Origin of the sequence: Streptomyces sp. NPDC051105, from assembly GCF_040682795.1 — a bacterium.
Taxonomy (GTDB): Bacteria; Actinomycetota; Actinomycetes; order Streptomycetales; family Streptomycetaceae; genus Streptomyces.
This window is the reverse complement of sequence record NZ_JBFBBR010000008.1, coordinates 306,620-326,530: the sequence shown is the minus strand read 5'-3', so window position 1 is coordinate 326,530 and position 19,911 is coordinate 306,620. Positions and strand designations below refer to the sequence as shown.

At 69.5% G+C, this 19,911-nt stretch carries 16 protein-coding genes and 2 pseudogenes; 2 read left to right on the top strand and 16 right to left on the bottom strand.

The features are described 5' to 3' along the window. Nucleotides 1-34 precede the first annotated feature (34 nt). Complete coding sequence (locus AB0N16_RS21940; protein WP_365799102.1) at nt 35-1,495, top strand: penicillin-binding transpeptidase domain-containing protein; 1,461 nt, start codon at nt 35-37, stop codon at nt 1,493-1,495. Between the two features lie 112 nt (nt 1,496-1,607). On the opposite strand, the gene AB0N16_RS21935 is transcribed toward AB0N16_RS21940, so the two are convergent. After that, nucleotides 1,608-3,059 (bottom strand): NCS2 family permease, encoded by a 1,452-nt coding sequence (locus tag AB0N16_RS21935; protein WP_365799100.1) that lies wholly within the window; start codon nt 3,057-3,059, stop codon nt 1,608-1,610. A 278-nt stretch (nt 3,060-3,337) separates the two neighbouring features. Between AB0N16_RS21935 and AB0N16_RS21930 the strand changes: the two are divergent. Further along, nucleotides 3,338-3,442 (top strand): annotated as a pseudogene (locus tag AB0N16_RS21930) (SigE family RNA polymerase sigma factor); the annotation flags it as partial. An 8-nt stretch (nt 3,443-3,450) separates the two neighbouring features. Here the strand turns inward: AB0N16_RS21930 and AB0N16_RS21925 are convergent. The 15 genes and pseudogenes from AB0N16_RS21925 to AB0N16_RS21855 form a co-directional block, all read right to left on the bottom strand. Then, nucleotides 3,451-4,347, bottom strand: a pseudogene (locus AB0N16_RS21925) (right-handed parallel beta-helix repeat-containing protein); the annotation flags it as partial. A 155-nt stretch (nt 4,348-4,502) separates the two neighbouring features. Then, nucleotides 4,503-5,300, bottom strand: a complete 798-nt coding sequence (locus tag AB0N16_RS21920; protein WP_365799098.1) for an HAD family acid phosphatase — start codon at nt 5,298-5,300, stop codon at nt 4,503-4,505. 118 nt (nt 5,301-5,418) lie between these two features. Further along, the gene (locus AB0N16_RS21915; RefSeq protein WP_365799096.1) at nt 5,419-6,531 is read right to left on the bottom strand and encodes a chondroitinase-B domain-containing protein; all 1,113 of its coding nucleotides are present in this window, start codon (nt 6,529-6,531) and stop codon (nt 5,419-5,421) included. A gap of 22 nt (nt 6,532-6,553) precedes the next feature. Beyond that, entirely contained in the window at nt 6,554-7,576 is a 1,023-nt protein-coding gene (locus AB0N16_RS21910) for a pectinesterase family protein (RefSeq protein WP_365799310.1), read from the bottom strand. Nucleotides 7,577-7,580: 4 nt separating this feature from the next. Next, on the bottom strand, nt 7,581-8,708 hold the full coding sequence (locus tag AB0N16_RS21905) for a pectinesterase family protein (protein ID WP_365799094.1): 1,128 nt from the start codon (nt 8,706-8,708) through the stop codon (nt 7,581-7,583). 172 nt (nt 8,709-8,880) lie between these two features. Next, complete coding sequence (locus tag AB0N16_RS21900; RefSeq protein WP_365799092.1) at nt 8,881-10,155, bottom strand: pectate lyase; 1,275 nt, start codon at nt 10,153-10,155, stop codon at nt 8,881-8,883. A 59-nt stretch (nt 10,156-10,214) separates the two neighbouring features. Continuing rightward, nucleotides 10,215-10,988 carry a rhamnogalacturonan acetylesterase gene (locus tag AB0N16_RS21895; RefSeq protein WP_365799090.1) on the bottom strand — a complete coding sequence of 258 codons (774 nt, stop codon included), beginning with the start codon at nt 10,986-10,988 and terminating at the stop codon, nt 10,215-10,217. Between the two features lie 107 nt (nt 10,989-11,095). Continuing rightward, nucleotides 11,096-12,430: a sugar ABC transporter substrate-binding protein gene (locus AB0N16_RS21890; RefSeq protein ID WP_365799088.1), complete on the bottom strand. Its 1,335-nt coding sequence runs from the start codon at nt 12,428-12,430 to the stop codon at nt 11,096-11,098. A gap of 113 nt (nt 12,431-12,543) precedes the next feature. Continuing rightward, entirely contained in the window at nt 12,544-13,383 is an 840-nt protein-coding gene (locus tag AB0N16_RS21885; protein ID WP_365799086.1) for a PmoA family protein, read from the bottom strand. Then, the gene (locus AB0N16_RS21880) at nt 13,380-14,528 is read right to left on the bottom strand and encodes a Gfo/Idh/MocA family oxidoreductase (protein ID WP_365799084.1); all 1,149 of its coding nucleotides are present in this window, start codon (nt 14,526-14,528) and stop codon (nt 13,380-13,382) included. The genes AB0N16_RS21885 and AB0N16_RS21880 overlap by 4 nt, the downstream gene beginning before the upstream one ends. 70 nt (nt 14,529-14,598) lie before the next feature. Beyond that, nucleotides 14,599-15,483 carry a carbohydrate ABC transporter permease gene (locus tag AB0N16_RS21875; protein ID WP_365799082.1) on the bottom strand — a complete coding sequence of 295 codons (885 nt, stop codon included), beginning with the start codon at nt 15,481-15,483 and terminating at the stop codon, nt 14,599-14,601. Further along, nucleotides 15,480-16,415, bottom strand: coding sequence for a sugar ABC transporter permease (locus tag AB0N16_RS21870; RefSeq protein ID WP_365799080.1), 936 nt, complete (start codon nt 16,413-16,415; stop codon nt 15,480-15,482). Before AB0N16_RS21870 ends, AB0N16_RS21875 begins: the two co-directional genes overlap by 4 nt. Before the next feature lie 116 nt (nt 16,416-16,531). Continuing rightward, a complete protein-coding gene (gene araD, locus AB0N16_RS21865) occupies nt 16,532-18,265 on the bottom strand; it encodes an L-arabinonate dehydratase (protein ID WP_365799078.1) in 1,734 nt (577 codons plus the stop codon). After that, entirely contained in the window at nt 18,262-19,173 is a 912-nt protein-coding gene (locus AB0N16_RS21860; RefSeq protein WP_365799076.1) for a dihydrodipicolinate synthase family protein, read from the bottom strand. The genes araD and AB0N16_RS21860 overlap by 4 nt, the downstream gene beginning before the upstream one ends. Beyond that, nucleotides 19,170-19,826, bottom strand: a complete 657-nt coding sequence (locus tag AB0N16_RS21855) for a GntR family transcriptional regulator (RefSeq protein ID WP_365799074.1) — start codon at nt 19,824-19,826, stop codon at nt 19,170-19,172. Before AB0N16_RS21855 ends, AB0N16_RS21860 begins: the two co-directional genes overlap by 4 nt. Nucleotides 19,827-19,911: the final 85 nt, after the last annotated feature.

The following is a 19,911-nucleotide window of genomic DNA, read 5'->3' as shown; positions in this document are numbered from 1 at the left end:
GGACGACCCGCCTTCGCTCGTCTGTCTGGGCGGGATGAACAAGACGATCAGGCGGGCCTCCGTCTTCGCGCTGCTGCTCGTGCTCGCTCTGCTGGTCAGGGCGACATGGGTGCAGTTCTACGACGGCCAGGCCCTCGCGGACGACACGGACAACCGGCGCAACGCGATCGAGACGTACTCGCGGCCGCTCGGGAACATCATCGTGGCCGGTGACTCGATCACCGGCTCGGCACGGACCCTGAGCAGCAGCGACCTCAAGTACAAGCGCACGTACACGGACGGCAGGCTGTACGCGGCCGTGACGGGCTACGCCTCGCAGAGCTATGCCCCGACCCAGCTGGAGGGCATCTACCAGGACCTGCTGAACGGCACCGACAGCCGGCTGAAGACGGTCATGGACACGGTCACCGACCAGCGCGCCGACCCGGGCAACGTGATCACGACGATCGACCCGGCCGTGCAGAAGGCGGGGTACCAGGCGCTCGGCGACAAGAAGGGCGCGGCGGTCGCGATCGACCCGAAGACCGGCAGGATCCTCGCGGTCGTGTCCACCCCGTCGTACGACCCCTCCTCGCTCACCGACGCCAACACCGCCGGTACGGCCTGGAAGAAGCTGAACGCCGACGCGGACAAGCCGCTCACCAACCGGGCGCTGCGCCAGCCGCTGCCGCCGGGTTCGACGTTCAAGCTGGTGGTCGCGGCGGCGGCGCTGGAGGACGGCCTCTACGCGAACGTCGACGACAAGACCGACAGCCCGAACCCCTACACCCTGCCGGGCACGACGACCCCGCTGAGGAACGAGAGCAGCACGGCCCCCTGCGAGGACGCCTCGATCCGTACGGCGCTGCGCTACTCCTGCAACAACGTCTTCGGCAAGATGGCCGTCGACCTCGGCCAGGACAAGGTGCGGGCGATGGCCGAGAAGTTCGGCTTCAACGACGCCAAGCAGGACATCCCGGTGCGGGCCTACGCGAGCGTCTACCCGTCGGACATGGACAAGGCCCAGACCGGCCTCTCCGGCATCGGCCAGTTCGACGTCACGGCGACCCCGCTCCAGATGGCCATGGTGTCCGCCGCCATCGCGAACGGCGGCAAGCTGGTCTCGCCGCACATGGTCTCGCAGATCACCGACAGCGGTGGCGACACACTGAAGAACTACGACGACGACAGCGGCGCCGAGCAGATCATCAGCTCCGGGACGGCCGAGCAGTTGCAGTCCGCGATGCAGACGGTCGTCGAGCAGGGCACCGGTACGAACGCGCGGATCGACGGCGTGACGGTGGGCGGCAAGACGGGCACCGCCCAGCACGGCGAGAACAACTCCAAGACCCCGTACGCCTGGTTCACGTCGTACGGCAAGTCCGACAGCACCGGCAAGGAGGTCGCGGTGGCGGTCCTCGTCGAGCAGTCGGACGCGGCACGGTCGGAGGTCAGCGGCAACGGGCTGGCGGCACCGGTGGCGAAGGCGATGATGCAGGCGGCGCTGAAGAACTGAGCGGTTCTCCGCGATCAGCTGCGGGTTTCGTCGTGGCTGGTCGCGCCCGCGGGGCGGTAGCCGCACATCGGCTACCGCCCCGCGCCCCTTGCGGAACGCCCCACTTCCGGTGCTACTTCACCCCCAGCACCTGCTCCACCGGATCGATCGCGAAGTACACCAGGAACAGCGCCGACACCACCCACAGCAGCCAGCTGACCTCCTTCGCCTTCCCCAGCACCGCCTTGATCAGCACGTACGCCAGGAACCCCGCCCCGATCCCGTCGGTGATCGAGTAGGTGAACGGCATCGCGGCGATCGTCAGGAACGCCGGGATGGCGATCTCGTACTTGTCCCAGTCGATGTGCTTGACGTGGGTCATCATCAGGAAGCCCACGGCGATCAGCGCGGGCGCCGCCGCCTGGAGCGGCACGATCGTCAGCAGCGGCGTCAGGAAGAGCGCGAGCCCGAACAGCCCACCGGTGATCAGGTTGGCGAAGCCGGTGCGTGCCCCCTCGCCGACTCCCGCCGCCGATTCGATGTACGCCGTGTTGGAGGAGGCCGAGCCCACACCGCCGGCCACCGCCGCCGCGCCGTCGATGAACAGCACCCGTCCGATGCCGGGCACCTGCCCCTTCTCGTCCAGCAGCCCGGCCTCCGCGCTGATGCCCACGATCGTGCCCATGGCGTCGAAGAAGTCGGACAGGATCAGCGTGAAGACCAGCAGGACGGCGGTGAGGACACCGGCCTCGGCGAAGCCGCCGAACAGGCTGAAGTGGCCGACGAGTCCGAAGTCGGGGGCGTCGACGATCTTGTCGGGCACCTTCGGCGTGGTCAGGCCCCAGCTCTTGATGTCGGCGACCGAGTCGATGACGATCGCCACGACGGTCATGGTGACGATGCTGATCAGGATCGCGCCCTTCACCTTGCGCGCGACCAGCGCGATGGTCAGGAGCACGCCAAGACAGAAGACCAGTACGGGCCAGCCGGTGAGCCGGCCGACGGCACCCAGCTGCACCGGCACGGTGGTGTTCGCGGCGTCCGGGATCCGGCTGACGAACCCGGCGTCGACGAAGCCGATGAAGGCGATGAACAGGCCGATGCCGACCCCGATCGCCTGCTTCATCGCCTGCGGGATCGCGTTCATGATCGCTTCGCGCAGGCCGGTCACCACCAGCACACAGATCAGGATGCCTTCGAGGACGACCAGTCCCATCGCGTCGGACCAGCTCATCAGCGGCGCCAGCTGGAAGGCCACGACGGCGTTGAGGCCGAGTCCGGCCGCGATCGCCAGCGGCAGGTTGCCGCCTACGCCCATGATGACCGTCATCACACAGGCCACCAGCGCGGTGGCGGTGACCAGTTGGCCGGTGTCGAGGGTGTGACCGAACTTGTCCTTGGCACTGCCGAGGATGATGGGGTTCAGGACGAGGATGTAGGCCATGGTGAAGAACGTGGCGAAGCCGCCACGTATCTCCCGGCCGAAGGTGGACCCCCGTTCGGAGATCTTGAAGAACCGGTCGACGGTGTTCCCGGCAGGTGGCGCGGCGCCCTGCCGCTCGGCCACCTTCTGCGACTCGGACATGGTCGTACTCCTCGTTGCCTGAGTGATCGTGTGCGGATGCTGGCTGGATTGTTCCCGCGTTGAACCGGTTTCAGGTTTTCTCCGTGTTACGGAATCAGGCCTGACGGACTCCGATCGACCGGATCGCCACCGAACCCCCGTCCGGCGCACACAAAAAGATCACTGCTACGCTCCGGATCTCGCCGGAACGTTCCTCCGGACGTTCTCATGCCGATACACCTGTCATTCGCATGACAGAGACGCGCATGACGCAGACTCCCTGACAGAAGAGGTCACCCGTGGGCACAGTCGTCGACGACGCCGCCTCCGTGGAGTTCCATGTCTTCTTCGAACGCCACTACGCCGAACTCTCCCGTCTCGCCCACATGTTGACCGGGGAGGCCGCCTGGGCGTTGGCGTAGGCCGTGCTGCGGTTCAGCACGATCGCGCCGGTGTTGGAGTTCTCGGTGAACCCGTTCAGCGTGTTGTCCCAGGCCGCGTCGTCGTTCACGACGTGAGCGACGGCGACGCCCCCGCCGCCCAGCTTGAACCCGTTGCCGTTGCCCTCGAAGGCGGAGTCGTTCCAGCGGTTCTTTCCGTTGCCGAAGGCCCAGCTGTGCTCGATGGTGACCGGGGAGGAGAACTGCCAGAGGTCCAGCCCGTCGTCCGAGTTGTTGTAGAGGCGGGCGCCGGTCACCTTGTTGCCCGTGCCCGAGCCGAACTTGATGGCGATCCCGTCGGCGTTCTGGCCGTGCCCGGCCGCGTCGAAGTTGCCGTGACTGTCCAGGTTCTGGACGAGGTTGTTCACGGAGCCGTCGCCGCGCAGGGTGAACCCGGAGTCGCCGTTGTCCGCGGTGACCAGGTTCTTGAAGACGCCGCCCGTGGACGAGGTGACGACGAAGCCCTGGGCCGGGGAGTTCTGGAAGGTGAGGTCCTGCACGGTCCAGTAGCTGCCGTAGATCCCGGTGAGCCAGGAGCCCGCGGGCAGCTTGGAGCCGTCGATCTTCACCTTCTCGCCGCTGTAGGCCTTGAGGGTGATGCGGTTCGCACCCGTGCCGCTGGCCGTCGACTTGAGGGTGGCGGTCGGGTAGTAAGTGCCCGCGCGGACCTGGATGACGGTGCCGGCGGTGGCGTTCGCGACCGCCGACTCCAGCTGTGCGGTGGTGGCGACGGTGACCGTGCTGGTGGCGGCCTGGGCACCACCGTTCGACAGGCCGAGGTAGACGCCGCCCGCGCCCGCCGCGACGGCCACCGCCGCGGCGATCGAGAGGGTACGGGTCCTGCGGTGGCGTCCGGTGCTGAAGCGCACTGGCCGTTCCTTTCCTTGACGTCGCCGATGACGACGTGCTGACGAGGGGAGCGAAACGGGCCGGAGGGGCCGCCCCGGCCCGTTTCTCTCTCCCAGTCGCCGCCGCGGCCGGAAAGGGTTGCCGCGTCCGCCGACCAAGGCCTACGGCCTACGACCTACGACACGAAGTACGTCGGGTTCGGCAGCTTGTACGTGCGGTCGGCGTGGCCGCCGTCCAGGTCCGAGTACTGGTCGCCGAAGTTGGCGATGATGTCGTACCCGAGGTCCGTCTCGATGTGCTTGCGGGTGCCGGACTTGTACTGCACGGTGGTGCAGGTCCAGCTGCCCGCGGTGGCGCAACCGCTCAGGTACGACGGCGGGTTGGCCGCGTCCTTCAGGAACATGTGCCCGGCGTCGAGGTTCACGTCGGCGCCGATCTTCTTCAGGTTCTCGACGGCGGCGGTGCGCTGCGCCTCGCTGAGACCGGAGTTGTAGAAGACCTCCACCCCCTTCTGCTTCGCGTACTGCACCAGCTCGGCGCTGCCGAAGACGCCCGGGCGGTCGGCCTTGTTGACGTAGGCCGCCCAGGTGGCGGAGTTGTACGTGTAGTTGTAGCGCTTCTCGTAGTCGAGGCTGAGCAGCAGCGTGTCGTCGATGTCGAAGACGACCGCGGGCTTCTCGCCCTTGCGGTGGGCCTTGCGCGCGGCCCGGTCGATGTACCGCTGGGCGTCCTTGTCGAGACGCGCCAGGTCCTTGGCGTACGGGCTGGTCGGCGAAGCCTGGTAGACGCCGTTGGCGTCTGCGGCCGTGCCGTAGTAGGTGTCGATGTCCTTCACCAGGAGCCCGATGTTGTAGGGCTCGTGGGTGGAGTTCGCGGTCGACTGGCCGGCCGTGGCGGCACCGGCGCCGTAGAGGGCGCCGCCGGCGAGCGCACAGGCGGCGGCGATCGCCGCGAGACGAAGTGTCTTATGCATGACAGGAGTTCTACGCGCGTCACCCTGGTGGGCGCGAGACCCGTTGCCTGATCGATATCTCATCCACAGGCAAAAACCGGGTCAAGCGCCCTGGAGGGATTGGTTCCGGATGTCCGGGTCAGTCCATGGTGGCCCCGATGGTGGTGCTGCCGGTCGTCAGGAAGGTGGTCGCGGGCAGCGTGCCGCTGGAGCTGCGGGCGTTGTACGTACTGCTCGCGTCCGTCGACTTGAACGCGGGGGTGCCGATCCCGCTGTCCCAGTTGTTGCCGGCCGAGACGACCGAGGAGCCCTTGCTGACCAGGCCGCTCCCGTTGCTCACGGCGAGGTTCTTGCCGAGCCGGGCGGCGCTGGTGGCGAAGTAGTAGCCCCAGTTGCCGTTGGCGTAGGCGGTGGTGCGGTTGATGACGATCGCGCCGGTGTTGGAGTTCTCGGTGAACCCGTTGCCGGCGTTGCCCCACGCGGCCGAGTTGTTGACGACGTGCGCGACCACCTCGCCGTCGCCGCCCAGTTTGTAGCCGTTGCCGTCACCGGCGAACGCGGAGTCGCTCCAGCGGTTGTATCCGTTGCCGAAGGACCAGGTGTGCTCGACGGTGACCGGCGAGGAGAAGGACCAGAAGTCGATCCCGTCGTCCGAGTTGTTGTACGTCCGCGCCGCCGAGATCAGGTTCCCGGTCCCCGAGCCGAACTTGACGGCGATCCCGTCGGCGTTCTCCCCGTGGGTGGCGGCGTCGTAGTTGCCGTAGGAGTCGATGTTCTTGACGGTGTTGTTCACGGTCCCGTCCCCGGTGAGCGTGAAGCCGGAGTCGCCGCCGTTGATGGTCTTGACGTTGTTCCAGTTGGTCCCGGTGCAGGACTGGCAGACGACCGCGCTGTCCGGGGAGTTCTGGAAGGTGATGTTGGAGACGTTCCAGTAGTCGGCGGTCAGCTTGAAGATCCAGGAGCCGGAGGGCAGCGAGGACCCGTCGATCTTCACGGTCTCCGAGCCGTACGCGGTGAGGGTGACCGGCGACGACGAGGTGCCGTTGGCGGTGGACTGGAGGGTGGCGGTCGGGTAGTAGGTGCCGCCGCGGACCTGGATGACCGTGCCGGCGGTGGCGTTCTTGATGGCGTTGGTCAGGTCGGTGGAGTTGCTGACCACGACGGTGGCCGCGTGCGCCGGGGTGGCGAGCACGGCGAGTCCGAGCGAGGCCGTGGTCACGGCGAGCGCGGTGAAGGAGCTGATACGACGCATGACGTGCGGGTCCTTTCGTCGATCAGAGCTGGTGGACGGGTTTCCAGTCGCCGAGGTAGGCGGCGGGGGTGTGCGACGCGGCCTCGGCGGCGCTGAGCTGGGGCCGGTTGCCGGGGACGGTGATCACCGAGCCCGGCCCGTGGTTCCGGTACTCGTGGAACCGCATGGACTGCCAGGGATAGGCGTCCCGCATGTTCGTGTAGGGCGCGACGGGGTCGATCCCGGGGCCGATGAGACTGTCCCGGACGACCAGCGAGGGCCAGGCGGTGGTCTCGTACGTCGGCACCCAGGGCCGCGCCAGCTTGTACGCCCCGTCCTCCGCACCGGAGGAGAACCGGCAGCGGACGGCGAGGAACCCGTGCGGATTGGCACGGGCGGTCGAGGGGGCGAACACCATGCCCTTGGGGGTGAAGTCCACCTCCCTTCGCAGGGTGCGGAAGTGACAGTTCTCGTACACCGCGGTCGCCCGCCCGAAGACGAAGTCGACATCACCCTCGACATGGCAGTTGTGGAAGAAGTGCCGGTCGAAGGAGCCGAGTTCGGTCGTGTCGGCGAACAGGGTGTCCTGGTGGGCGAGGAGCCGTACGTTCTCGAAGTGCGTACGGTCCCCGGTGAGATACGCGGCGACGGCCTGGGTCCCGGTGATCTCCGGGTGGTCGGCGCGCAGCCAGTCGTTGGCGAGGGTGAGATCGCGTACGACGAGTCCGGCCGCCGCGGAGGTGAAGGTCGCGGAGCCGGCCGTGCCGTAGGTCCCCGAACCGTCCGGCTTCCGCGTCCCGTTGGCGTTGTCGTAGACGAGGACGGCGGCCCTGGGATCACGGCGCGCGCCCCGCAGGGTCAGCCGCACCTTGTCCGCGGGCACGTCGACGACCTCGCGGTACGTCCCCGGGTGCACGACGATCGTCCAGTCCGGTCCGGACACCGCGTCCACGGCCGCCTGGACGGAGTCCCCGGGGCGGACGTGCAGGACGCGGCGGTCGTGGTCCGGGGCGAAGGCCGACGCGGCGGCCCCGGCGACGGCGGAGAGGAGAGCGCGTCTCGACAGCACGTCAGCGCTCCTTCCACGGGGTCCAGTCGCCGAGATAGGCCTCCCGGGTCGCGGACTCGGCCTGTTCGGCGGTGAGCTGGGGCCGGTTGGCGGGGACCGTGATCTCGGCGCCGGGGCCGAGGTTGCGGTACTCGGCGAAGCGCTGGCTCTGCCAGGGGAAGGCGTCCGACATGTCGGTGTAGGGCGCGACCGCGTCGATGCCGGGGCCGAGCCGGCTGTCCCGGACGACGAGCGAGGGCCGGGCGGTGCTGTCGGAGCTGGGCACCCAGGGGCGGGCGAGCTTGTAGGAGGCGCGCGGGACCTCGCCGGTGACACGGCTCCTGGTCACCAGATAGCCGCGCGGGTTGAGGACCGCCGTCGAGGGGGCGAAGACGAACCCGTACGGGACGGCCGCGAGGTCGGTCCGGTTCAGGGTGCGGAAGTGGCACCCCTCGTACACCGCGGTCGCCCGCCCGAAGACGAAATCGACGTCGCCCTCGGCATAGCAGTGGGCGAAGTACTGGCGGGCGAAGACGCCGAGGGCCGTCGAGTCGGCGTACAGGGTGTCCTGATGCCCGAGGAATCGGCAGTGGTGGAAGGCGCTCCGATCACCCTGCACCTTGAGGGCGACGGCCTGGGTGCCGCTGATGTCCGGGTGGTCGGCGCGCAGCCAGTCGTTGGCGAAGGTGATCCAGCGGGCGGTGAAGCCGTCGGCCTGCACGGTGGTGGTGGCGGAGCCGGTGGTGCCGTAGGTCCCGCCGCCCGGCTTGGCGGTGCCGGCCGCGTTGTCGTAGACGATGACGACGTCATGCGCGTCCTCGGAGGCGCCGATCCAGGTGGCCTCGGTGCGGGTGGTGTCGAGGGCGACGGACTCCCGGTAGACGCCCGGGGCGAGGACGAGGGTACGGCCGCTGCCGGTGGCGGCGGTGACGGCGGCCTGGACGGTGGTGAAGTCGCCGCGGCCGTGCGGGTCGACGTACAGGGTCCCCGGGGTGCGGCGGTGCTCGGGGGACCCGTACCGCCCGAACGGACGGCGGCCGGCGGCGGCGCGCGCGGGATCGGCGGCGAGGCCGAGCGCGGCGCCCGCCCCGGCGCTCGCGATCAGGAAACCCCGTCTGGACAGGGGAGGTCGAGGATGGGGCGAGGGCATGCGGATGCTCCTTCGCGGTGCGGCTCGGGTGAGGTTCGCGGTACGGCTCGGGTGAGGCTCGCGGTGCGGCTCGGGGAAGGTTCGCGGTGCGGCTCGGGTGAGGCTCGCGGTGCGGGTCGGGTGCGGGAGGGGCCGGGGCGGTGGGGCGCCCCGGCCCGGGGAGGTGACGGGGTCAGCGCAGTCGGCCGGCCCCGGCCGCGCGGTCGACGATGCGCGGTATGGCCTGTGCCGGGTCGACCCTCGTGCGCAGGGTCGGCGTCCAGGTCGAGCCCGCCTGGAGGGTCTCGGCGGGGATCTGCGCGTTGTGGACGGCGATCAGATCCGTCAGCTCACCGTTGACGTAGTTGTCGTCGGCGGTGAGCGTCGACTCGTTCCACTTCTTCAGGACCGAGCCGGCCCCGACGGTGTCGGGCAGGGTGAACGCGTTGTGCTCGGCGACGAGTTGGGACTCGATGCCGATGCCGTAGCTGTAGCCGTAGCCGTCCTCGGCGACGAAGTGGTTGTTGTAGGAGTCGACCTGACCGAACCGCACCCGCGGCGCCCGCTCCACCAGGTTGGAGAACAGGTTGTGGTGGAAGGTGACCTTGAGATGCCCCCGGTCGACGGCGGCCGTGGACGCGCTGTCGCTGTTGCCGATGAGGATCGTCTTGTCGTGGTCCTCGAAGACGTTCCAGGAGGCGGTCACGTAGTCGGCGCCCTTGACGATGTCCAGCTCACCGTCGTGCTGCTCGTAGATCCGCCCGAAGTAGGAGGGCAGGGTGCTGTCCGGGTGGTCGCCGTCGGTGAACGTGTCGTGGTCCATCCACACATGGGTCGATCCGTAGACCACCGCGCTGTCGTACTCGGAGTTCCAGTTGCCGGCGGCGGTGTCGGTCGGGTCCCACTGCGGGAAGCAGTCGAGGGGGCTCTCGAAGCTCAGGTTGCGGACGATGACGTTGTCGACCGCCTTGATCTGCAGGCTGGCGCCCGTGAAACCGGCGTCCTTGCCGACCCCGACGATGGTGGTGTTGGCCGGGACGTTCGCCTTGATGTAGGCGTCCTGGTGGGCGGCGGAGGCCCGGCGCAGCCCCTCCGGGCTGTCGTCGGGCTCGCCGTCCAGGTTGGTGGAGTGCCCCCAGACCTCGGGTGAGTACCTGGCGAGGTAGGCGTCGAAGTCGTAGCCGGGCACGGCGAACGAGGCGCAGCTCGGCCCGTCCGCGTCGATGGCTCCCTTGACTCTGATGATCTTCGGCGCGCTGCCCCCGTCGGCCAGGGCGGCCTTGAACCCGTCCCAGGTGGTGACGGTGTAGACGTGCGCGGAGTCGGCCGCGGCCCCGCCGGTGGTCCCGGTGGTGGCGGCGGCCCAGCCGTCGTGCGCGCCCAGCACCTGGCGGTCGAGCGCGGCCCGGTGCGGGGCGGCGGCCTGGGCGGTCCCGGTCACGGCGAGCACGAGGGCCGTGCAGCCCACGACTGCCGATATGACGCGTCCATGACATATATGGGTACGCACTGTGCGGGTCTCCTCAGCTATGCGGGTGGCCAGGTGATCCAGGACGTGGGGATGTCCTGGTGCAGCCGGATGACGTCGTGCCGGGCCAGGACCCGGCTGCGCGGCAGCTCCCGCGCCACGAGCCGGGCCACGGCGATGGCCCCCGGCGGATTGAAGTGCGTGTTGTCCTGCTCGGTGTCGGTCCAGTTGAAGTACGTCTTGGTCGCCTCGACCCCGAGGGACTGCCACAGCGCGAGCGACAGCGCCTCGATGTCGAGCAGCGGGACACGTTCCTGTGCGGCGAGCGCACGCATCGCCGCCGGGTAGTCGCCGTGCGTCGGCACGGCGTTGCCGCCGGCGTCGAACCTCCGCCGCTCCACGGGCGTGGCGAGGACCGGCCGGGCACCGTGCGCGCGGGCGCCTTCGACGTAGCGGCGCAGATAGTCCTGGTAGGTGGTCCAGGGCTCGGTGTACCGGGTGGGATCGTCACTCTTCTCGTCGTTGTGCGCGAACTGGACGAGGAGGAGATCACGCGGCCGGATGGTGGCGAGGATGGCGTCGAGCCGCCCTTCGTCGACGAAGCTCTTGGAACTACGGCCGTTGACCGCCTGGTTGGAAACGGCGATTTCCTTCCGCAGGAAGAAGGGGAGGGCCATTCCCCATCCGGTCTCCGGGGCCGCGTCGGCATACTTCTGGGCGGCGGTGGAATCACCGGCGATGTAAAGGGTGCGACGGTTCTTCTCGGAAGAACGACCGACAAGAGGAACGGCACCAAGGGCCGCCGAAGTTACCTGTCTGCGCGTGAGGGACACGGGGTCACCTTTCAAACAGGGGGCAATATGACCTGCTCAGGGGCGCGGGGAACTGCGCGACCAGTCACGGCAAACCCGCAGTCCCCCACAACCGCAACCACCCGGTCTCAGTGGTTCTTCTTCCAGTCCGCCTGCGCCTTATCAAGCTGATCGGCCAACGTGTCCAGAAATTCCTTCGCCGTCAGCTTCCCCAGCAACACCTTCTGGAAGTTCGGCTCGTTGTCGGCCTTGGAAACGGTGTTCCAGTCCGGCAGGTAGTAGGGAAGCTGCACGATCTTGGTGGACGCCCCGTTGAGCGCCTCGGCGGCCAGCTTCGTCGGCTCCGACGCCCGCACCCACGCGTCCTGCGCCGCCTCGTTGTTCGCCGGCACCTGCCCCGCCGACTCGTTCCACTCGCTGTTGGCCTCGTGGGAGGCCGCGAACTCGATGAACTTCCAGGCGGCGGCCTTGTTCTTGCTGGACTTGAACAGCCCGAGACCGTCTACCGGGTTGGACACCTGTACCCGGGTGCCGTCGTCGAGCGTGGGATTGGGAATGCCCTTGAACTTCCCGCTCAGCGCTTTCTCGTGGTCGGCGTAGGACCCGAGGTTGTGGCTCAGCATCCCGATCGTGCCGGAGTCCCACTGCGCGACCATCTTGGTGAAGTCGTTGTTGACGTCGGCGGACGGGGTGTCCTTCTTGTAGAGCCCGACGTACTTCTCCAGAGCAGCGATGTTCTTCGGATCGTTCACCGTCGTCTTGTCGCCGTTCCAGAACGAGGTGATCCCGCTCTGTCCGTACATGGCGTCCAGCGCCTGGGCTATCGACCCCTCGCCGCCCCGGATGGTGTACCCGAACTTGTTGTCTCCCTTGTCGGTGAGTTTGTCGGCCGCCGCGAAGAAGTTCGTCCAGGTGGTCGGCGGGTCCAGCTTGGCCGCACCGAACAGATCGGTCCGGTACCAGAGCGTGCCGTTGTTCGCCGACGTCGGCACGGAATAGGTCTTCCCGTCACCGCCGGCGGCTTTCACGCTCTCCAGGAACTTCTCGTTGAGCTTGCCGTTCAGGGAACTCTTCGCGAGCCGGCCGTCCAGCGGCTCAAGGGCACCCTGGGCGGCGACCTCCGCCAGCATCGCGGTGCCGACACCGCCGACGTCGGGGAGTCCGCCACCCTGGATGGAGGTGTCGTACTTGGACTGCACACTGGCGGCGGGCACCCCGACGTAGTCGACCTTGATGCCGGGGTTCTGCTTCTCGAAGTCGGCGATGATCTGCTTCCAGACGTCGGTGCGGACACCGCCGTTGTTGTCCCAGAAGGTGATCGTGCCCTTGCCGGAGCCCTCGTTGCCCTTGTCCCCCGCGCTGCCGCTGCCGTCGTCGCCACAGGCGGTGGCGGTCAGGGCGAGCACGGAGCCCAGGGCGACGGCGACGGCCGCACGCCTGCTTCTGCGGATGCTGCTCTTCATTGGTCGGCTCTCTTCTTCTGGATCCAATGGAGATGTGAGGTGGTGCGGACGTTCGGCTACTCGGCGCCGGGGCGTGGCGGCGAACGCCGGGCCGCGCTCCCGCCCGGAGGCGGTCACCGGGTCACCGCCTTGCGGACCAGTGCGGCCGCCTCGCCCCGCCCGAGCCGCCCGTCGGCGACGACGGTGACGACGCGCCGTACGACGGTCCCGCCGGGAGGGACCGGCAGCCGTTCGACGGGGGCCAGCGAGGAGCCGACGCCCGGGTACTCGGCGGTGCGGACGAACCAGGGGTCGCGGCGGGTGTCCTCGGTGGCCCCGGCGAAGACGAGGGTCCAGTCGGTGCCGGTCAGCGCCAGCCAGTCGGCGCTTCGCCCGTGCACCGCCGGCTCGCCCTCCCGGTCCGCCGTGAAGACGTCCGGGGCGGCGGCTTCCCTGCGGGCCCGCCAGAAGTAGCCGCCGTAGGCCGCGCCGGGGCGTCCGTTGGTGGCGGCGCTGCCGATCGAGAGCGGGCCTTCGGTGATGTTGGTGAGGGAGAAGGTGAAGTCCAGCGCCCAGGCGATGTCGGTGAGTTCGGTCGCGGCGACCGTGCGCCGCTCGCGCAGCAGCTCGGTGCCGGCGGCGGCCCAGCGCAGCTCTTCCACGAACCCGTCGGGGTCGCGCAGCTGGAAGGCCAGGTGGCGCTGGGTGCCGTGGTTGTCCAGCTCGGTCGGACCCTGGTCCCGGACGAAGGTCCGCCCGCCCCAGAAGTTGAACCCCTCGACGTCGGGAACGGCGACACCGACGCCGAGGTGGTGGGTGTGGTCGGCCGGGGTCAGCTCGGTGACCGCCGTGCCGGCCAGGGTGGTGACGGGGTGCAGGTAGGGCCGCGGGGAGAGGCGGGCGGGCAGTTCGGGCCGGGTGACGTAGCGGGCGACCGGGCGGCCCGCGACCCGTAACACCAGGGTGTCTGTCATGTGCTCACCGCTTTCGGTGGGGCCCAGGGGGCGGACAGCTCGGAGTAGAGGGCGAGGGTGTCGGCGCAGGCCGCTACCAGCCCGTCGATGCCGGTGACGACCCGGCGGCCCTCCTCGGGCAGGAAGTGCCAGGCGTCGGCGGGCAGGGCGGCCGGGTCGGCGGCCAGTCGAATCGCTTCAACGACCCTCATGAAGGCGCCCGTCGAGTCCGGTTCGACCAGCAGTTCGGCGCCGGTGGTGAGGTGGTCGGCGAGGTTCTCCAGCAGGTCCGTGCTGCCGTACTCGGTCTCCTGCGGGCCGTGGCCCGCCCGCTGCACCAGCACGCGGTCCTGCTTGTACCAGAAGGTGATCCGGCCGCTGGTGCCGTGCACCAGGACATAGGGGTCCCCGGGCACCTCGGCGCAGAGTGTGGCGGCGACGGTGAGCGGTCCGCGCGGGGTGGTGACACGAACGCAGGAGGTGTCGTCGGACTCGATGTCGTTGGCGCGCAGCAGTTCGGTCTCGATGCCGGTGACGTCCTCGGCGCGGGAGGTTCCGAGCAGGGCGAGGCCGGTGGCGACGGAGTGCGCGAAGGGGTTGGTGAGGACGCCGTCGACGACGTCCACGCCGCCCAGCCGCCGCTTGCCGGCCCAGGGCGCCCGCCGGAAGTAGGACTCGGGCCGGGCCCAGGCGCCGGCCCCACCCACGCCCAGCACGTCACCGATGGCGCCCTCCGCGAGCAGCTTGCGGATCGCGGGCACTGCGCCCGAGCCCAGCGACTGGAAGCCGATCTGGCAGACCACGCCCGCCTTGGCGCCCCCGTCGGCCATCCGCCGGAACTCGGCGTAGGACGGCGCCGGCGGCTTCTCGAGCAGCAGGTGCACGCCCCGCTCGGCGGCGGTCAGGGCGAGGTCGGTGTGGGTGGGGATCGGGGTGCAGATCACGGCGATCCGGGCGCCGGTCGAGTCGAGCAGGGCGCCGAAGTCGGCGGACTGCTCGGGCGTGCCGAGGCCCTCCGGCAGCTCGTCCGCGCCGAGCGGGGTCAGCTCGCAGACGCCGGCGAGCCGGACGACCCCCTTCTCCTGAAGGCGGCGAATGTTCTCCAGGTGCCAGCGACCGTGGCCGCGCGCCCCCGCCAGCACGATGTCGATGGTCGAAGAGTTCACGGCATGCTCCCTGCGCTGTCGATCTTTGCCTGCAGGGTAAGCGTCCGGCCCGGTCGGCCCGTGGGGTGTCTCATCCCTTCACCGCCCCCGCGCTGAAGCCGGTGATCAGCCACTTCTGGATGAAGGCGAAGACGATCACCACCGGTACGGCGGCGATGATCCCGCCCGCGGCCAGTGCGCCCAGGTCGACGCTGTCCGCGCTCATCAGGGTGTTGAGGCCGACCGGGATGGTCTGCTTGCTCTGGTCGGACAGGAACATCAGGGCGAACAGGAAGTGGTTCCAGGCGTGCACGAAGGCGAAGGAGCCGACCGCGATCAACCCGGGCCGCAGCAGCGGGAGGACGACGATCCGGAAGGCGGTGAGCCGGTTGCAGCCGTCGACCCAGGCGGCCTCCTCCAGGGAGTACGGCACGTTCCTGATGAAGCCGCTGACCAGGATCATCGACAACGGCAGCTGGAAGACGGTCTCGGCGATGATGACACTGCCGAGCGAGTTGATCATCTGGAGCTTGGCGAAGATCTGGAAGAGCGGGACCAGGAGCAGCGCGCCCGGTACGAACTGGGAGCAGAGCAGGGCCAGCATGAAGCCGCGCTTGAGCCGGAAGTCGAAGCGGGCCAGGGCGTAGCCGCCGGCCAGTGCGACGACGGTGGTCAGCACCAGGGTGGCGACGCCGACGTAGACGCTGTTGGTGAAGTAGGTGGCGAAGCTGCGCTCGGTCCATACCTTCCGGAAGTGGTCGAAGGTGACCGGCCAGGGGACGAGGGAGGTGGAGCCGGCCGGGCGCAGGGCGAAGAGCAGGATCCAGTAGAAGGGGATCAGGGTGAAGAGGAGGTAGATCCCGAGGGGGAGGTAGATCTGCCAGCGGGGGGCCTCGTCCCAGGCGCGGCGCTTCTTCCCCGGCCGGGCGGGCGCGGATACGACGGGTTCGGCCGCGGGAGCGATCTCGGTGATCACTTGGCCTCGCCTCCGAACTTGCTCAGCCGCAGGTAGACCACCGAGCAGAAGAGCAGGATCACGAACGCCACCGTGGTCAGCGCGGAGGCGTAGCCGAAGTTGTGGGCGTCGACACTGGTGTTGGCGATGTAGAGGGGAAGGGTCGTGGTCTCCCCCGCCGGACCGCCTCCCGTCAGGGTGTAGAGCAGGTCGACGTTGTTGAACTCCCACACCGCGCGCAGCAGCGTGGAGAGGACGATGGCGTCCTTGAGGTGCGGCAGGGTGATGTGCCAGAACTGCTTGAGCCGGCCGGCCCCGTCGACCTCGGCGGCCTCGTACAGGTCTCTGGACACGGACTGGAGATCGGCGAGGATGAGGATGGCGAAGAACGGGACGCCCCGCCACAGGTCGGCGACCACGGCCGCCGGGAACACCGTCGAGGTGTCGGAGAGCCAGCTGGTGCCGTACGCCCCGATGCCCGCGTCGGCGAGGTAACGGGTGATGCCCGTCTGGGAGTTGTAGAGCAGCACCCAGATCGCGGAGGTCAGCACGCCGGAGACGGCCCAGGGCGAGAAGACCAGCGCCCGGCCGAGCGCCCGCCCGACGAACGTCTGGTTGACGATGAGCGCCAGCGCCAGACCGAACAGCAGCTGCAATCCGACTTCCACCACGACCCACTGGGCGCTGAAGGTCAGCGTGGACCAGAACTGCGGGTCGTGCGCGAAGGCCTGGGTGAAGTTGCCGAGGCCCGCGAAGCCGTTCCGCCAGGGCTTGGTGGGGTTGTAGTTCTGCAGGCTGTAGTAGAAGACGCTGAGCACGGGGTAGGCGATGAAGCCCAGCATCAGCAGGGCCGCCGGGGCGATCAGCAGATACGGCAGCCTGCGCGGCGTCGCGGAGGCACGGCGCCGCCGGGGTGGCGCGGGCGGTTTCGCCACGGCTGCGGCTTGGGCCATGACTGTTCTCCGTTCGCTTTGGTTACAGCGGGTGCAGGAAGCGCTTGCTAGATGCATGTGGTTGAAGCGCTTCGACGATCATCAGGGGCGGTGGTGGGCAGTTGTGGGTGGTGCGGTCAGCCCGCGTACGGGTCCGGGACCTCGCCCGGCCGGGCCAGGAACTCGAAGTCGCAGCCGGTGTCGGCCTGGGTGATCTGCTGGTCGTAGAGCGCGCCGTAGCCACGCCGGTAGCGCACGGGCGGCGGCGTCCACTCGGCGCGGCGGCGCGCCAGCTCCTCGTCGTCCACGTGGAGCCGGAGGCTGCGGGCCGCGACGTCCAGGGTGATGGGGTCTCCGGTGCGGACGAGGGCGAGCGGGCCGCCGATGTACGACTCTGGCGCGATGTGCAGGACGCAGGCGCCGTAACTCGTACCGCTCATCCGGGCGTCGGAGATCCGCACCATGTCCCGCACGCCCTGCTTCAGCAGGTGGTCGGGGATGGGCAGCATGCCGTACTCGGGCATGCCGGGGCCGCCTCTGGGCCCGGCGTTGCGCAGCACGAGCACGCTGTCGGCGGTGATGCCGAGGGCGGGGTCGTTGATGGTGCGCTGCATGGTCCGGTAGTCGTCGAAGACGACGGCGGGCCCGGTGTGCTCGAGGAGCCGCGGTTCGGCGGCGATGTGCTTGATGACGGCGCCGTCCGGGCAGAGGTTGCCGCGCAGTACGGCGACTCCGCCTTCGGCGGCCACCGGGTTGTCGCGGGTCCTGATGACGTCGTCGTCGTGCACCCGGGCACCGGCGAGCTGCTCGCGGTAGGTGTCGTGCGACACCGTCGGCCGGTCGAGGTGGAGCAGGTCGGGGATGCGGGAGAGGAAGCCCGGGAGGCCGCCCGCGAAGTGGAAGTCCTCCATGAGGTACGTCTGGCCGCCGGGCCGGACGTTGGCGAGGACGGGCACGGTGCGGGCGATGCGGTCGAAGTCGTCCAGGGTGAGCCGCACGCCCGCCCGTCCGGCCATGGCGATGAGGTGGATGACGGCGTTGGTGGAGCCGCCGAGGCCGAGGACGGTGGTGACGGCGTCCGCGAACGCCTCCTGGGTGAGGATGTCGGAGAGCCGCCGGTCCCGGTGGACGAGTTCGACGATCCGCATCCCGGCCCTGGCGGCCATCCGGTCGTGCCCGGAGTCGACGGCCGGGATGCTGGACGCGCCGGGGACGGTCACGCCGAGCGCCTCGGCGGCGGCGGTGAGGGTGGAGGCCGTCCCCATGGTCATGCAGTGTCCGGGGGAGCGGGCCAGGCCGCTCTCCAGTTCCGTCATCTCGCAGTCGCCGATCAGACCGGCGCGCTTGTCGTCCCAGTACTTCCACATGTCGGTGCCGGAACCGAGGACCTCGCCCCGCCAGTGGCCGGGGAGCATCGGGCCGGCGGGCACGAAGACGGCCGGCAGGTCGACGGAGGCGGCGCCCATGAGGAGGGCGGGGGTGGACTTGTCGCAGCCGCCCATGAGCACGGCGCCGTCGACCGGGTACGACCGCAGCAGTTCCTCGGTCTCCATGGCGAGGAGGTTGCGGTAGAGCATCGGGGTCGGTTTCTGGAAGGTCTCGGAGAGCGTGGCGACCGGGAACTCCAGCGGGAAGCCGCCTGCCTGCCACACGCCCCGTTTGACCGCCTGCGCCCGGTCACGGAGGTGCACATGACAGGGATTGATGTCCGACCAGGTGTTGAGGATCGCGATGACCGGCTTGCCGAGGTGCTCCTCGGGGAGGTAGCCGAGCTGGCGGGTGCGGGCGCGGTGGCTGAAGGAGCGGAGGCCTTCGGTGCCGTACCACTGGTGGCTGCGGAGTTCTTCCGGCTGTCTGCGAGGCGCGTTCACAGGGACCATCCGGAGGCGATGGCGGCGACCTCGGCGCGCTCTTCCTCGGGCAGCTGCCTGCTGGGCGGGCGGACGTCGCGGCGGCACAGGCCGAGGGAGGCGAGGGCCTCCTTGACGACGGTGACGTTGTTCGCGGAGCCGTTGGCCGCGCGGAGTTCCTCGAAGCGGCGGATCTGCTCCCAGACCTTCATGGCGGCCGGGTAGTCGCCGGATCGAAGCGCTTCGATCATGTTCAGCGAAACGGCGGGGGCGACGTTCACCAGGCCGGAGGTGAAGCCGGTGGCGCCGGCCGAGAAGTAGGAGGGCGCGTAGGGCTCGGCGAGACCGGCGACCCACACGAAGCGGTCGAGACCGGCGTCGCGGGCGAACGCGGCGAACTTGGCGGCGTCGGGGACGGCGTACTTGACGCCGATCACGTTGGGGCAGGCGTCGGCGAGTTCGGCGAGGCGGGCGCCGGGGAGCTGGGCGTTGCGGACGTAGGGGACGACGCCCAGCTCGGGCACGGACTCGGCGATGGCGCGGTGGTAGTCGACCCAGCCGGCCTGCGAGACGTACGGGTGGACGGGCTGATGGACCATCACCATCCGGGCGCCGTACTCCCGGGCGTGCCGGGCGGAGGCGACGGCGGTCGGCACGTCGTGTCCGACCCCGACGAGGATGGTGGCCCGCTCCCCGGCCTCGTCGGCGGTCAGCTCGGTGACGAGGCGCCGCTCCTCGGGGGTGAGAGCGTAGAACTCGCCGGTGTTGCCGTTGGGGGTGAGGGTGCGGATCCCGCCGTCGAGGAGGCGGCGCAGCAGGGCCCGGTGGGCGGTCCGGTCGACGCCGCCGTCCGCGGCGAACGGAGTCACCGGGATGGCCACGACGTCGGCCAGGGCCGCCCGTTGGGTCTCGAACGCCACGCCGCTCATTCCTGTCCTTCCGTTGCCTGGGCTTCGGGGTACGCACGCTCGACGAAGGACGCGATGTGGGCGTGCAGGGCACCGGCGGCGCCGTCGGAGTCGCCCGCCAGGGCCAGCCGCAGGATCTCGCGGTGCTCACCGGCCTCCTGTTCCCAGGACGGGGAGGCGGCCCAGGCGACGGCGGAGACGAGGGCGGCCTGGTCGCGGACCTCGTCGAGCATCCGGCCGAGCAGCGGGTTGCCGCACGGGAGGTAGAGGGCGCGGTGGAAGTCCCGGTTGGCGAGGGAGCGTTCGGCGGTGTCGGTCGCGTCGTCGGCCCGGGTGAGGGCGTCGCGGGCGGCGTCCAGGGAGGCGCCTCTCCGGACGGCCCGGCGGAGCGCCTCGGGTTCGAGAAGGAGCCGTACGTCGTAGACCTCGCGCGCCATCTCCGCGTCCACCATGCGCACCGTGACGCCCTTGTACTGGCTCATCACGACCAGCCCGGTCCCGGCGAGTGTCTTGAGCGCCTCCCGCACGGGGGTCTTGGACACCCCGAACTGTGCGGCCAGCTCGGTCTCCACCAGAGCCTGACCGGGCGTCAACTGCCCGGTGAGGATGCGGTGTTTGATCGCGTCCAGCACAAACTGCGTGCGGGACGGGATCGGCATGGGCACAGAGGTCATGCGCGCCTCTCGGGGTCACGTATCAGCTCCGGGAGCCGATCTGACGTATCTGATCTCGCGTATCGCGTCTCATATATGACGTACG

Excerpts from the sequence above, each read along its gene's own strand:
- AB0N16_RS21915 (WP_365799096.1), bottom strand. The coding sequence starts at position 6,531 with ATGCGTCGTATCAGCTCCTTCACCGCGCTCGCCGTGACCACGGCCTCG.
- AB0N16_RS21855 (WP_365799074.1), bottom strand. The coding sequence starts at position 19,826 with ATGACCTCTGTGCCCATGCCGATCCCGTCCCGCACGCAGTTTGTGCTG.
- AB0N16_RS21920 (WP_365799098.1), bottom strand. The coding sequence starts at position 5,300 with ATGCATAAGACACTTCGTCTCGCGGCGATCGCCGCCGCCTGTGCGCTC.
- AB0N16_RS21860 (WP_365799076.1), bottom strand. The coding sequence starts at position 19,173 with ATGAGCGGCGTGGCGTTCGAGACCCAACGGGCGGCCCTGGCCGACGTC.
- AB0N16_RS21870 (WP_365799080.1), bottom strand. The coding sequence starts at position 16,415 with ATGGCCCAAGCCGCAGCCGTGGCGAAACCGCCCGCGCCACCCCGGCGG.
- AB0N16_RS21905 (WP_365799094.1), bottom strand. The coding sequence starts at position 8,708 with ATGCCCTCGCCCCATCCTCGACCTCCCCTGTCCAGACGGGGTTTCCTG.
- AB0N16_RS21935 (WP_365799100.1), bottom strand. The coding sequence starts at position 3,059 with ATGTCCGAGTCGCAGAAGGTGGCCGAGCGGCAGGGCGCCGCGCCACCT.
- AB0N16_RS21890 (WP_365799088.1), bottom strand. The coding sequence starts at position 12,430 with ATGAAGAGCAGCATCCGCAGAAGCAGGCGTGCGGCCGTCGCCGTCGCC.
- AB0N16_RS21940 (WP_365799102.1), top strand. The coding sequence starts at position 35 with ATGAACAAGACGATCAGGCGGGCCTCCGTCTTCGCGCTGCTGCTCGTG.
- AB0N16_RS21885 (WP_365799086.1), bottom strand. The coding sequence starts at position 13,383 with ATGACAGACACCCTGGTGTTACGGGTCGCGGGCCGCCCGGTCGCCCGC.